General features: G+C 51.5%; 11 protein-coding genes. 6 read left to right on the top strand and 5 right to left on the bottom strand.

Annotated features, from left to right (window positions below):
* The first annotated feature begins 26 nt into the window (after positions 1-26).
* The 4 genes from EX31_RS02880 (at position 27) to EX31_RS02865 (ending at position 5291) form a co-directional block, all read left to right on the top strand.
* A complete protein-coding gene (locus tag EX31_RS02880; protein WP_037033311.1) occupies positions 27-1448 on the top strand; it encodes a mannose-1-phosphate guanylyltransferase/mannose-6-phosphate isomerase in 1422 nt (473 codons plus the stop codon).
* Positions 1449-1462: 14 nt separating this feature from the next.
* On the top strand, positions 1463-2842 hold the full coding sequence (gene cpsG, locus EX31_RS02875; RefSeq protein ID WP_037033310.1) for a phosphomannomutase CpsG: 1380 nt from the start codon (positions 1463-1465) through the stop codon (positions 2840-2842).
* Between the two features lie 85 nt (positions 2843-2927).
* Positions 2928-4082, top strand: coding sequence for a glycosyltransferase family 4 protein (locus EX31_RS02870; protein ID WP_037033309.1), 1155 nt, complete (start codon positions 2928-2930; stop codon positions 4080-4082).
* A gap of 138 nt (positions 4083-4220) precedes the next feature.
* Complete coding sequence (locus EX31_RS02865) at positions 4221-5291, top strand: GDP-mannose 4,6-dehydratase (protein WP_015690360.1); 1071 nt, start codon at positions 4221-4223, stop codon at positions 5289-5291.
* Positions 5292-5378: 87 nt separating this feature from the next.
* Here EX31_RS02865 and EX31_RS02860 read toward each other — a convergent pair whose 3' ends face one another.
* Positions 5379-6392: a substrate-binding domain-containing protein gene (locus EX31_RS02860; RefSeq protein ID WP_037033306.1), complete on the bottom strand. Its 1014-nt coding sequence runs from the start codon at positions 6390-6392 to the stop codon at positions 5379-5381.
* A gap of 9 nt (positions 6393-6401) precedes the next feature.
* Entirely contained in the window at positions 6402-8009 is a 1608-nt protein-coding gene (locus EX31_RS02855) for a methyl-accepting chemotaxis protein (RefSeq protein ID WP_013576863.1), read from the bottom strand.
* Positions 8010-8553: 544 nt separating this feature from the next.
* On the opposite strand from EX31_RS02855, the gene EX31_RS02850 reads away from it, so the two are divergent.
* Entirely contained in the window at positions 8554-9858 is a 1305-nt protein-coding gene (locus EX31_RS02850) for an Nramp family divalent metal transporter (protein WP_013576862.1), read from the top strand.
* A gap of 11 nt (positions 9859-9869) precedes the next feature.
* Here the strand turns inward: EX31_RS02850 and EX31_RS02845 are convergent, their stop codons facing one another.
* The 3 genes from EX31_RS02845 to EX31_RS02835 are packed head-to-tail and all read right to left on the bottom strand — an operon-like array spanning position 9870 to position 12837.
* A complete protein-coding gene (locus tag EX31_RS02845) occupies positions 9870-10832 on the bottom strand; it encodes a lysylphosphatidylglycerol synthase domain-containing protein (RefSeq protein ID WP_037033304.1) in 963 nt (320 codons plus the stop codon).
* Positions 10832-12079 (bottom strand): cardiolipin synthase ClsB, encoded by a 1248-nt coding sequence (gene clsB, locus EX31_RS02840; RefSeq protein WP_037033302.1) that lies wholly within the window; start codon positions 12077-12079, stop codon positions 10832-10834. Before clsB ends, EX31_RS02845 begins: the two co-directional genes overlap by 1 nt.
* Positions 12076-12837, bottom strand: coding sequence for an endonuclease/exonuclease/phosphatase family protein (locus tag EX31_RS02835; RefSeq protein ID WP_037033300.1), 762 nt, complete (start codon positions 12835-12837; stop codon positions 12076-12078). Before EX31_RS02835 ends, clsB begins: the two co-directional genes overlap by 4 nt.
* Positions 12838-13132: 295 nt before the next feature.
* Here EX31_RS02835 and rbsK point away from each other — a divergent pair, with 295 nt between their 5' ends.
* A complete protein-coding gene (gene rbsK, locus EX31_RS02830; protein ID WP_013576858.1) occupies positions 13133-14347 on the top strand; it encodes a ribokinase in 1215 nt (404 codons plus the stop codon).
* Positions 14348-14411 lie beyond the last annotated feature (64 nt).

Below are 14411 nucleotides of genomic sequence, written 5' to 3'. Positions count from 1 at the left end.
ACTCTTTTATTTTTGAGACGAAAACTATGATCCTTCCAGTAATCATGGCTGGCGGCACCGGTAGCCGTTTGTGGCCAATGTCTCGTGAGCTTTATCCAAAACAATTTCTTCGTCTGCATGGCGATAATTCCATGTTGCAGGAAACGGTCACCCGTTTAAAAGGGCTGGACGTTTCTGCACCGCTGGTTATTTGTAATGAAGAGCATCGTTTTCTTGTTGCCGAACAATTACGACAAATAGACCAGCTCTCCGACAATATTATTCTTGAGCCTGTCGGGCGCAATACGGCGCCTGCTATTACGCTGGCTGCGCTCAGTGCCATCGACGACGGTTCTGATCCTTTACTGTTGGTGCTTGCTGCCGACCATGTTATCGAGTCTCCGGATGCCTTCCATCAGGCCGTGCAGAATGCTATTCCGTTCGCTGAGCAGGGGAAACTGGTCACGTTCGGTATCGTGCCAACAGGCCCTGAAACCGGTTACGGTTATATCCAGCGGGGAACAGAATTCAGCAGTGATGCCGATCCTGTTTTTCGGGTGCAGCGTTTTGTCGAGAAACCGAATCTTGAGACCGCATTGCAATATCTGGAAAGCGGCGAGTATTACTGGAACAGCGGTATGTTTTTGTTCCGCGCCAGACGTTTTCTTGAGGAGATGGCGAAATTCAGGCCGGACATACTCGAAGCCTGTCAGAAAGCGATTGAAACTTCGCATACTGATGAGCAGCAAGATTTTATTCGTGTAGATAAAGCGGCATTTATTTCCTGCCCGGATGAATCGGTTGATTATGCCGTAATGGAAAAAACCACGGATGCGATTGTTGTTCCGTTAGATGCGGGCTGGAATGATGTGGGTTCCTGGTCGGCGCTTTGGGAAGTGAATGATAAAAACGCCGAAGGGAATGCTATCAATGGCGATGTATTTACCCATAATGCGAACAATTGTTATATCAACACCGATGAGAAATTGGTAGCCGCCATTGGTGTGGATAATCTGGTCATCGTAAATACGAAAGATGCCGTTTTAGTGATTGATAAAAACCAGGTGCAGGACGTTAAAAAAGTCGTCGAATATTTAAAAAATAATAAACGACGGGAATATCGTTTGCACCGCGAATCCTATCGCCCGTGGGGCCGTAACGATAATGTTGTGACGGCACCCCGTTATCATGTGAACCGCATCACCGTTAAACCGGGCGGACAGTTCTCATTACAAATGCACCATCACCGCGCGGAGCACTGGGTCATTCTGTCGGGCACCGCCAGAGTTATTCTCGAAGATAAAAATTATCTGCTCAGTGAAAATGAATCAACGTTTATCCCTATTGGGGCTCAGCATATGTTAGAGAACCCGGGAAAAATTCCTCTGGAACTTCTGGAAATTCAGTCAGGATCCTATCTGGAAGATGACGATATTATCCGTATAAAAGATCACTATGGTCGCTGTTAATTTGGGGATGAAATATGTCAGGTACATTAACTTGCTTTAAAGCTTACGATATCCGCGGTGAATTAGGCGTCGAATTAAATGAAGATATTGCCTATCGCATAGGGCGTGCTTACGGGGAATATTTAAAACCTAATAAAATGGTATTGGGGGGCGATGTCCGCTTAACCAGCGAAGCATTAAAACTTGCGCTGGCGAAAGGTTTGCAGGATGCGGGAACCGACGTTGTTGATATCGGCGTGACCGGTACAGAAGAAATCTATTTTGCGACGTCTTATTTGTGCCTTGATGGCGGCATTGAAGTGACGGCCAGCCACAATCCGATGAACTACAACGGCATGAAACTGGTGCGTGAAGATTCCCGTCCGATCAGCGGTGATACCGGCTTACGTGATATTCAGGCGCTGGCGGAAGCTAATAATTTTCCACCGGTCGATCAGGCTAAGCGCGGCAGTTACGAGAAAGCCTCTGTGCTGGATGAGTATGTTGATAAGCTGCTCAGCTTTATCAATGTAGAGAACTTTACCCGCCCTTTAAAACTGGTGTTTAACTCCGGTAATGGTGCGGCGGGCCATGTTGTTGATGCCATCGAACAGCGGTTTATTGCAGCCGGTGTGCCGGTTGAATTTATCAAAGTTCACCATGAGGCAGACGGCACATTCCCGAACGGTATTCCTAACCCGTTATTGCCGGAGTGCCGTCAGGACACGACGGATGCCATCATTAAGCACAACGCAGATATGGGGATCGCTTTTGACGGTGATTTTGACAGATGTTTTCTCTTTGATGATGCCGGTAATTTTATCGAAGGGTATTACATCGTCGGTCTGCTTGCCGATGCCTTCCTCGAAAAATATCCTAACTCAAGAATTATCCATGACCCGCGTCTGAGCTGGAATACCATTGATATTGTCACCGGTGCGGGCGGCGTGCCTGTTATGTCGAAAACCGGCCATGCTTTTATTAAAGAGCGTATGCGTCAGGAAGATGCGGTCTATGGCGGTGAGATGAGCGCCCATCATTACTTCCGCGATTTCTATTATTGCGACAGTGGGATGATCCCCTGGCTGCTGGTCGCTGAATTATTGCATCTGAAAGGCAAGTCTCTGCGGCAACTGATTAATGACCGGATCACGGCCTATCCAGCGTCCGGCGAAATTAACAGCTATTTGCAGCAGCCTAAAGAATCCATTGCCCGTGTATTAGCCATGTATGAAGGTGAGGCGGTTAACGTCGATCATACTGACGGGATCAGTCTTGAGTTTGACGAATGGCGTTTCAATCTCCGCAGTTCTAATACAGAACCCGTTGTAAGGTTGAATGTTGAATCCCGCGCAAATACAAAACTCATGCAGGAACAAACCAGAAGAATTCTTTCTATCCTCCGCAGTATGTAATTATTAAAAATATCTTATTTAAGTGAGTAATGATAACTCGCTGTGGGTTTGTATTACTCACTTTTCATTTTATAAGGTTTAAATTATGTCACATGATGTGAGTGTTGGGATTGTTGCTGACTGGTTGGTGACATTTGCAGGGTCAGAAAAAGTTATTGCAGAGTTTATTAAATTATACCCAAATGCTGATGTTTATTCTGTTGTCGATTTTCTTTCTGATGAATCCCGGAAGAAATTCTATGGAAAAGAAGCGACGACCTCTTTTATACAGCGGTTACCTTTTGCGAAGAAGAAATATCAGCAGTATCTGCCTTTAATGCCGCTGGCTATCGAGCAACTTGATGTGACGGGGCATGACATTGTGCTTTCCAGCAGTCATGCGGTGGCTAAAGGGGTATTGACCGGCCCTGATCAGTTGCACATCAGTTATGTGCATTCGCCGATCCGCTATGCCTGGGATTTTCAGCACCAGTATTTGCGTGAGTCGGGGCTGAACAAAGGCCTGAAAGGGAAACTGGCCCGCTGGTTCCTGCATAAAATCAGGATTTGGGATTACCGGACAGCCAATGGCGTGGATCACTTTATCGCTAATTCCCAGTTTATTGCCCGGCGAATCAAGAAGGTCTATGGCCGGGATGCGGATGTTATTTATCCTCCTGTCGATGTAGAACGTTTTACTTTGCAGGAGAATAAAGAAGACTTCTATTTTACCGCCTCCCGCATGGTGCCTTATAAGCGTATCGACCTGATTGTTGAAGCATTCAGTCAGATGCCGGATAAGAAACTGGTGGTGATCGGTGACGGTTCTGAAATGGCGAAAATAAAATCCCGGGCTGGCAGCAATATCGAAATTCTGGGTTATCAGCCTGACGATGTGATGCAAGATTACATGCGGCGCACCCGGGCGTTTGTTTTTGCTGCTGAAGAGGATTTTGGCATTACGCCGGTCGAAGCACAGGCCAGCGGGACGCCGGTTATTGCCTTTGGCAAAGGCGGTGTTCTGGAGACCATCAGACCTTATGGCGAACGTAATGCCACCGGGGTATTTTTCTCAGAGCAAACGGCGGAATCACTGATTAACGCCGTGCGTCACTTTGATACGATTAAAGACTCTATCCTGCCGAAGGACTGCCGCGAAAACGCTTTAAAGTTCTCTGCACAAAGATTTCATGATGAGCTGGATGAGTATATCAAAACAAAATGGCATGACTTCAATGAACGTAAACGCATCGTTTATTAATTTGTATCCTTTTTAATATTGTTCTTTTTTCTGTCGTTGACTGTTTATTCTGCGATTCATCTTACTCAACATAACCTTGCAATTATAATCGTGCATCTGTCCGGATGCGTTTTTTAAATTGTAATCTAAGGGTTTACTATGTCTAAGGTCGCTCTTATTACCAATATCTCCGGGCAGGACGGGTCTTATCTGACTGAGCTTTTGCTTAAAAAAGGCTATACAGTCCATGGGATTATCCTGCACAGCCCGGTACCCGATACTGAATTTGTCACTGATGATTTACATGCAAACAATCCTGATTTCCATATTCATCATTATGGCTGGGGTGAAATCTTAGATCTGAGGAGTTTGCTGGCGTTAATTCGCCCGGATGAAATTTATAATCTGGATATCACCAGTGAAACTACCGCGCATTCTACATTTCCTGTAACCGGGATCAGTGCGCTGAGAATGCTGGAGGCTATCCGTTCTGAGGGGCTGGAGCGCACAACCCGTTATTATCATGCTTCATCTTCCGCGTTGTGCGGGCTGGTTAACGGGATGACCATCAATGAAATGGTGACGTTTAATCTTCCGCCTTCGGAGACTGTCGCCAGAGTCAGTGATTTCTGGACCGCCGTGAATTACCGGGAAACATTCGGTATGTATGCCTGTAACGGCATTCTGTTTAACCATGAGTCGCCGCGGCGCAGCGAAAGTTTTGTCACGCGTAAAATCACACGCGGGCTGGCGAACATTACTCAGGGGCTGGAGAAGTGCCTTTATCTGGGCAATCTGAATGCTTTACGTGACTGGGGGCATGCCAGAGATTACGTCAAAATGCAGTGGCTGATGCTGCAGCAGGACAAACCGGAGGACTTCGTCATTGCAACGGGCGTGCAGTTTACGGTGCGTCAGTTCGTGACTTTTGCGGCCCTTGAACTGGGGATCAAACTGCGGTTTGTCGGCAAAGGCGTGGAGGAAAAAGGCGTGATTGCGGCGATTATCAGCCCGGTCGCGGCAGCGCTGAAAGTCGGAGATGTGATTGTCGCCGTCGATCCGCGTTATATGCGCCCGTCGGAGGTCAGCAAGGTTTCGGTTAATCCGTCAAAAGCACGGCGTCAGTTAGGCTGGGCACCTGAAACCTCATTACAGGATCTGGTGATTGAGATGGTGCAGGCGGATCTGGCCTTCGCCAAAAAAGCGGCGCGTCTGAAGCTGTACGGCTAACGCCAGTCGCTGTTTCTGACGATGTACGAAAAAAGCCGGAGAATGCGCTGACATTCTCCGGCTTTTTTTTGTCTTCAGGAAAGCTGTTTATTTAGCGCCAAAACAGGCATCCAGCCCTGCCTGAGTATCTTTGCTTGCCAGACCTGGCATGGGTTTATCTGCGATAAGCGTGACGCCGGTATCGACATACCCGGAAACCTTTTTGCCGTGTCTGGCATAGGCAACGGCAGCATCAACACCCATCGCCGCCATCGTTAAAGGATACTGCTGGGCCGTGGCGGCAATCTTGCCTTCACGTACGTAATTTACCCCCGCACACCCGCCATCAACAGAGAGAATCATGGCATTCTTTTGTTTACCTGCTTCCTGCAAGGCTTTGTAGGCTCCGGCTGCGGCCGGTTCGTTGACGGTGTAAACCAGATTAATGTCCGGATGGGCTTTCAGGCAATTTGTCATGACCTCGTAGCCTTGTTTCTCTGCCCCTTCGCTATAGCCTGCACACACAATTTCGGGTGCGGCGGACAGTTCACTGGATTCGGCACCTGCCGCAGTTAACCCCAATCCTTTCATAAACCCGTTGTGTCTTCTTGCCCCTACCAGATGTCCTGGCGATAAATCCAGCATCGCTATTTTGAGGGGTTGCCCCGCGAACGTCAGCGGCATGGCCGCCTGAGCATACTGGCCAATCAATTCGCCAGCTTTATAGTTATCGGTGGCGAAGAGGGCATCGACGGCACTGATCGGATCCGTCGGGGAATCGAGGGCGATAACCTGCACGCCTTTCGCCCGGACCTCATCGAGTGCGGGCACAATGGCCTTAGCATCGCTCGGCGTAATGAGCAACGTGGTCGCGCCAGAGGCCACCATGGACTGAATCGCGATGATCTGTGAAGGATAATCGCTGTCTTCTTTACCGGCTGCGGTAAGCAGTTTGACCCCGTGTACGGTGGCCCCCAGCATGGCACCTTCTTTCATTTTCAAAAAGAACGGGTTGGTGTCTGTTTTAGTAATCAGGCCTATCGTGATGTTCTCATTGCTGCTGGCAAGAGCTGCCGATGTCAGCAGGGTTGTCGCCACGGCAAAAACGCAGGAAATTTTCATGTAAATACCTTAGCGGGTGGCTGTTGCAGTGACATTAAGATTTCCCGCACGTGAAATATCAAATGCAGAAATCCCCTCCAGCAAGATATGGGCCTGTTGTTTTAAACTGTCTGCTGCTGCCGCACTTTGTTCTACTAACGCGGCATTCTGCTGCGTCGCTTCGTCCATGTTGACCACGGCTTTATTGACCTGGTCGATGCCGGTATGTTGTTCGCTTGAGGCAAGGGTAATCTCAGCCATCAGGCTGTTGACGCCTTTGACCGCATTCACCACTTCCATCATGGTGGTGCCCGCTTCATCCACCAGCTTAGAACCGACGTTAATCCTTTCAACAGACTCGCTAATCAGGTTTTTAATTTCCTTGGCGGCATTGGCGCTGCGCTGTGCCAGCGTTCGCACTTCACCGGCAACCACCGCAAAACCACGCCCTTGCTCACCGGCACGGGCTGCTTCAACGGCGGCGTTAAGCGCCAGAATATTGGTCTGGAAAGCAATGCCTTCAATGACCGTGATGATTTGTGTCACTTTGCCTGAGCTTTCGGCGATTTCATGCATGGTGCTGACGACGCGTTCAACGACGTTGCCACCGCGTTGCGCCACTTGTGACGCACTTGTGGCCATCAGATTCCCCTGATGGGCATTGTCGGCGTTGTGTTTCACGGTCGCGGTCAGTTCCTCCATGCTTGCTGATGTCTGTTCCAGTGAGGAAGCCTGGGCTTCGGTCCGGCGACTCAGATCCTCATTGCCCAACGTAATTTCGGTTGATGCACTGACAATGCTTTCAGCGGAATTAGCCACCTGGTTGATTAACTGATGCAGTTTCGCCTGCATTCCGCCAAGCTCTGCCAGGACGCTGTTTTGTGGTGCATTTTCCGCGCCTTTCACTTCACTGAGATCACCCGCAGCAATACGTTGTACCACCTGACCTAAAACAAGGGGTTCTTCACCCAGTGCACGGAACAGGGAACGGATAATAATGCCCCCCAGAATAACCGCCAGACTCAGTGCGACCAGGCTGATAACGATGAAAATGAGGCGGGTTTGTTGATACGCATCTTGTGCGGTATTCAGGCTCTCTTTAGCCCGTACGTTACTGTACTGGAGATAGTCATTGGTCGTATTCAGCAGCAGCGCCAACTGAGGTCGTAGCTCGCGATTCATGCGGTCAATCGCTTCAGCTTTCTTCTCTTCAAGGGCCAGATCAACAATATGTTTAGCCACCGGACGGTATCCTTCTTCCGCATTAGAAATCGCGGTCACGAATTGCCGATCCTTATCTGTGACATCTGAGTGTTCTTTGATTGCCGCCTGAAGCCGGTTCAGCGCGGCTGCGGTTTTCTCTTCTGCAGCAGCGACTTGTCTTTTACCTGCTTCGATATCAGCAGCCTCACTGACCAGCACCAGCCCGTAAATATTCAATGAACTGTCTTTTACGCCGCTGAGAATTAAATTCACAGCCGCCTCACGGGCGGAAACCTGCTGTACGTGAGTTTTGAATCTGTTGTTGGCCTGGCTTAACGCGTTGATAGAGAGCAGGACTACTGCGAGAACAATGACGACTAAAACGCCAAATCCCAGCGTAAGCTGGGTGCGTACAGTAGTGTGTTTAAAAGACATAGTGGTAACTCCCTGAAATTGCGATTAAAAAGGTGCAGGCACCTTAAGTTATGACAACATTTCAATCAGTCTCGTGCGTAAAATGTCGTTACCGGAGTAGCCTGTCAGGAAACACAGGATAGAAATCTGTCGGGAAGAAACTGAAGTTGGTCACGTGAACCGAATGAGTTTTAGTGATTAAGTTAACGGCACACTGGCGAGGAAACTTGATAGCAGGGGGCGGGCAGCCGGTTTGTTTGTCAGAAAAGTGTGATGTCTGTCAGATTTTTATGCCGGCCAATTTTGGCACGCGCTGTTGCGCATAACCTCTGAACGAAAGGCGCGGGCACAGGGCCGTCAGTGTGGCCGTCACGCCGGATTCATCATCAGAAAAATCATTCCATTTTTATAATCTCAGGCAATGATTCAAGTTTCATATTTTGAAACATAAAGCCCTTAATAACCCTCAAACTAAGCTTGCACTATAGAGTATAGCCAGTGCTATATTCGTCTTTGCCGGATAAAATTCACACAAAAATAACAAGCAAGAACAGGGCGGGGCAGTATGCGTGGAACAGGCCAGACTTCTTCTCTAACCGACAGAACCAATGCGGCGATTGCTAACGCCATGTCCGGCCGCAAACGCGGCCTGATGACACCGCTGTTGTTTGCGGGTCCTGCGGTGATCGCCTCGATCGCCTATATGGATCCGGGTAATTTTGCGACCAATATTCAGGCTGGCTCGCGCTATGGCTACGCGCTCCTGTGGGTGGTTGTTATGGCCAATATGATCGCCATGCTGTTTCAGGCGCTCTCCGCCAGACTGGGGATCGTCACCAACAGAAATCTGGCGGAAATGTGTCGCGACCAGTTCTCCAGACCCGTGGTTTGGGGGATGTGGGTGGGCAGCGAAATCGCCGCAATGGCGACCGATCTGGCCGAATTCCTCGGGGGGGCTTTAGCCCTGTCGTTACTGTTCCATATGCCGTTACTGGCCGGGATGGGTATCACGGCGCTGGTTACCTACGGTCTTTTGATGGTGGAAAAGCGTGGTTTCCGCCCTGTTGAGCTGATGATCGGCGGGTTAGTGGCGGTGATTGCGCTGTGTTATCTGGTCGAAATGTTTATTGCGCAGGTTGACTGGGCCGCAGCCGGTCTGGGCATGGTGACACCGCAACTGCCCGACGCGCAGGCGCTGACCATTGCCGTGGGGATCATCGGAGCCACCGTGATGCCACATGCGATCTTCCTGCACTCGGGGCTGACTCAGCACCGTACCCATGCCAGGAATCCGGGCGAACGTCGTACACTGCTGCGTTTTTCCAATATTGAAGTGGTGATCGCGCTGACCCTCGCCGGATTGGTGAATATCGCGATGGTGATTATGGCCGCCAGTGCCTTCCATGCCGGCCACAGCGATGTGGCGGAAATCGAAACGGCCTATCACACCCTGACTCCGCTGTTAGGGGCGGGGGCGGCAGGTTTCTTTCTGCTGTCATTGATTGCTTCCGGTATTTCCAGTTCAGTGGTAGGCACTATGGCAGGCCAGATGATCATGCAGGGCTTCGTCGGTTTTCGTATTCCTGTCTGGTTGCGCCGTCTGGTCACCATGATCCCTGCGTTTATCGTGGTAGCAATGGGCGTTAATGCCACCGACGCGCTGGTATACAGCCAGGTGGTGCTCAGCCTGGCGTTGCCTGCGCCGATGATTGCATTGGTGATATTCACCAGCCGTCGCGACATCATGGGGGAGTTTGTTAACAGCCGCCTGACTGTCGTGACTTCCATCATCGGCACCGTGGTGATTGTGGCGCTCAATATCATCCTGCTGCTGCAAACATTTGGCGTGAATATCCCCGGTCTGGAATAATGCCAGAAGGCTTACTTCGCCATCGCCTTCTGGTTCTTCGCCCGCAATTTCTTCGCCCGACTCTCCAGCATCAAATAGCACACCAGCGCCAGCAGCAGCGGCAGGAAGTAGTAGAGCATACGGTAGGCCAGCAGGGCGGCGATAATCGTGCCCTGCGAAGTATGTTCTCCGGCCAGCAGGGCGATAAACACCGCTTCCAGCACGCCGATCCCCGCCGGAATATGCACAATCACCCCGGCGATACTGCTGACTAACAGCACGCCCAGCACAAAGAAATAGTTCACATCCTCGCCTAACAGCAGCCAGATAATCGCCCCCATGGCCATCCAGTTGGCGCTGGAAATTACCATCTGCGCCAGCGCAAATTTAAACGACGGTAGCACCAGTTTTTGCCCTTTCACCGTCATATGGCGGCGTTTAGCATAGGCGCAGAACCAGACGTAAGTGGCCACCATCGCCAGCAGTACAATGCCCACAATGCGCAGTGTGCCTTCGTCGATGTACCAGTGCGAAGGCAGCTCCACGACGCCGAAGGTGAAGATAATGCCGCCGAGCAAAATATAGCCAAGCCAGTTGGTGGTAATGCTCAGTGAGAAAATGCGGGTGATCGTGGCGCCGGGCAGACCCAGACGGGAGTAGAGCCGGTAACGCATGCCGATGCCGCCAACCCAGGTGCTGAGCGTGAGGTTAAAGGCGTAGCAGATAAATGACACCAGCATCACCTGACGGGCCGCGAGTTTGTGCCCGCAATAAGCGCGCGCCAGCAGATCGTAACAGCCGTACAGCAGATAGCTGATGATCACCAGCACCACTGATATCAGCAGTGGCGTGCGGTTGTAATTGCGAATGACTTTCCACACGTCTTCCCAGTTGACCGTGCGGGCGTAAACCACCAGCAGCATAGCCACGGCGATAAAGAAAAACCAGGTGAGTATTTTTTTCGCCAGACGCCACTTCGGATGTGATGCAGACATTATGATTTCACCTCTGAATTCTCTGACGTCACCCGATCCTGCGTTTCAATTTCGGGTTGTACGGGCGGCTTTACCTGGGCAAGCCTTGGCGTGTGCGCCGGTAGCCAGCCGACCATGGCCGGAAATTTACGCAGGAAGTGAAACGCCACCACGCTTTTCGCCAGGTTCCACCAGGTGCGTTTCGGGGCCATAGTTTGATCCACGCGCTGGCAGTCTCTGGCGATAATACCGTGCAGGTTCTCGCGCAGCGTCTGGTTAAACGCCCGGTCGTGGATAATCAGATTGGCTTCAAGATTGAGCGACAGGCTCAGCGGATCGAGATTACTGGAGCCGATCGTCGCCCAGTGAGCATCCATCAGCGCGACCTTGCCGTGCAGCGGACGACGGCGATATTCATACACCTGCACACCGCCTTTCAGCAGATAGTTGTACAGCAGCTCTGCACCGACTTTTACAATCGGCATATCCGGCTCGCCCTGCACGATAAGTTTTACCTGCACGCCGCGGCGGGCTGCATTGCGCATGGCGTGAAGCAGACGGTAACCAGGAAAGAAATAGGCGTTGGCGATAATCACTTCTCGCCTGGCGCTGGCCAGCATTTTCAGATAGTGACGCTCAATATCATCCCGGTGATCGTCATTATCGCGCCAGACAAACAGCGCCTGCGCCTCGCCGGGATTGCGATTTTCCGCCGCATGATAGCGGCGACGTTGCTGCCACCATCGGTGGGTATGCGCGTGACCGGGCAGATTCTCCAGCTCAAACTGCAAAATGTCATCCACCACCGGGCCTTCCACCCGTACGGCGTAATCCTGCTTGGCCTCAGGACCGTAATCGGACATGTGCTCGGCGGAGTAATTAATCCCGCCGACAAACGCCACTGTATTGTCGATGACAACAATTTTACGGTGCATACGGCGGAAGAGATTGGTTCGCATACCGAACAGCGGCGGGCGCGGGTCGTAATAGCGAAACACCACGCCTGCTGAAGTCAGTTCGCCGACGAAATCATCGCTCAAATCAGGCGATCCGTAGCCGTCGAGCAGCACTTCAACCCCGATACCGCGCTGTGCGGCGCGCAGGAGCACCGCGTGTAACTGGCGACCCACGTCATCCTCAAACCAGATAAAGGTTTCGAGAATCACTTTACGCTGAGCGTTATCGATAGCGTCAAATACCGCCGGGTAATATTCGTCGCCATTTTCCAGAAGCTGGATGCGGTTGCCTTCCCGCCATGCGGTTTTCATAGATTGATCTCCGCGCTTAACGGGGCATGATCGGACAGATGACGCCAGTTACGCAGCGGCAGCACCGCAGGCGCGCTGGCATTGGCATTTTTCACATAGATTCTGTCAAGACGCAGAAGCGGCATCCTGACCGGAAAAGTGCGCGCCGGGCGGCCTTTTGCGCGGGTGAAAATCTCATCGAGTCCCGCCTGTACTTTAAGCGGGCGATTGGCTTTTTGCCGCCAGTCGTTGAAATCGCCCGCCACCAGCACCGGTTCTCCCTGCGGGAAAGCGTTAACCCAGTCGGCCAGCATCTTGAGCTGCGCCTGGCGGTGCGCTTCGCGCAGACCCAGATGTACGCAAATCACGTGGACAGGAGACCCAAGCTGCGGGGGCACGATACGGCAGTACAACAGGCCGCGATTCTCGCTACCCGCGACCGACACGTCGCGATTCTCGTAATGTTCAATGGGATAGCGTGAAAGGACGGCATTGCCGTGATGACCTTCCGGGTAGACCGCGTTGCGTCCGTAGGCGAAGTCGCTCCACATGGTGTCAGCAAGAAACTCGTAATGGGGGATGTCCGGCCAGCTTTCCACATGCAACGAATGCACATCATGTGCGCCCGTCACTTCCTGCAGGCAGACGATATCGGCACCGACGGTGCGTACCGCGTCGCGCAGCTCGGGTAAAATGAAGCGTTTATTAAACGCGGTGAAGCCCTTGTGAGTATTAATCGTCAGTACTTTCAATGAAAATTGCGGTCTTTGTTGGGTCATTCTTTATCCTGCCAGCGTCACTATCCTGATGAAAATAAAGTATAGTTTCTGTTACGAAAAGAGGCGGCGTCATGTGTGTCCGGGTGAAACGAGCACCGGGGTAATGCGCGCCCTCTTGTGACAGCCCCTCACTTTCGATGGCTCTTTTCTGCTCTTTTCTGCTCCTTTCTTCTCACTTCGCCAAATCAAAAATTCCCATTTTTGTTTACTTCCGTTTTGCTGGTTAAGCTATGAGGATCATCACTCTTTAATCAGTTTCGTGCACTTATTCTGAATACAGAGAAGGCGGGTGGATATGTTTCTTGAAGAACGTCGGCAGCAAATCCTGGAATATCTGGATAAAAACGAGCGGGTAAAAGTGGAGGTTTTGGCGTCCCTGTTTGCGGTGACCAGAGAGACCATTCGCAGTGATCTGAATGCCCTGGCGGCTGAAAAATTGGTTCAGCGATGTCATGGCGGTGCAATGGTGATACGGCGGAGTTTGCAGTCAAAGCTAATTGCTGACACCGGTGGCAACTTTGAAGTGTTGTTGCAACGGCTGCAGAGTCAGAAAAGAAAGCAGAGCGTACAACAGGGGAAAGGAAAGAACATGAAAGGTAAGGTTTGCATTCTGGGTTCATTTAACGTCGATATCGTGGCGAAGGTTGAACGTTTTCCAAAAGGCGGAGAATCCCTGTTGGCGCTGGGCAGCACGCTCGGCCCCGGCGGCAAAGGGGCGAATCAGGCCACGGCGGTCAGTCGTGCGGGTGCCAGAGTGCATTTCGTTTCCAAGGTGGGTAAGGATCAGTTCAGCCAGTTTGCTTATGATCACCTGACCTCCTCGGAGATCCACTCCTTTACCCTTTATCAGTCGGACACTGAGCCGACCGGCAACGCCATCATTTATGTCTCGCAGGAAAACGGCGAGAACATGATTGCCATTTATTCCGGTGCCAATAAAACCATCAGCGAAGACGAAGTGGCAGCGATTGCCCCCGAACTGGAAGATTCGGACGTGCTGCTCGTACAGCTCGAAAACAATTTTGCCGCTACCCTGAGCGCGATGAAATTGGCCAAAGCGCTGGGCGTGAAGGTGATTCTCAACCCGGCCCCTTTCTCTAGCCATGCGCTTGAGTGTCTTGAATATGTTGACGTTATTACACCTAATGAAACTGAGGCATCGCAGCTTTCCGGCATTGACGTGAAGGATTTAGCCAGCGCCAAAGAGGCTGCACAGCGTATCGTCAGCCAGGGGGCGAGGCGGGTGATTATTACCATGGGATCGCGCGGCGCGTTGCTGTTTGACGGTAATCAGTTCCAGCACATTCCGGCCTTCCCGGCGCTGAGCGTCGATACCACCGGTGCAGGCGATGCTTTCAACGGCGCGCTGGCTTCAAGTATTGCCAATGGACAAAGTCTGGTTCAGGCGGCGACCTATGCCGCGGCGTTTGCCTCGCTGGCCGTCGAGCGTGAAGGTGCATCAAACATGCCCGATAAGGCCCAGGTTTCAGCACGTCTGGCGCAGCGATAAATGCGGCGGTAATTCTGTAGTTTCTTGTGACGGTCGCTGCCTTGATGCATTGAGTTTAGCGGCC

The sequence above is a fragment of the Rahnella sp. WP5 genome, assembly GCF_000745615.1.
GTDB classification, from domain to species: Bacteria; Pseudomonadota; Gammaproteobacteria; order Enterobacterales; family Enterobacteriaceae; genus Rahnella; species Rahnella aceris.
Note: the sequence above shows the minus strand (reverse complement) of the source record. Positions and strands in the feature narration are given on the sequence as shown.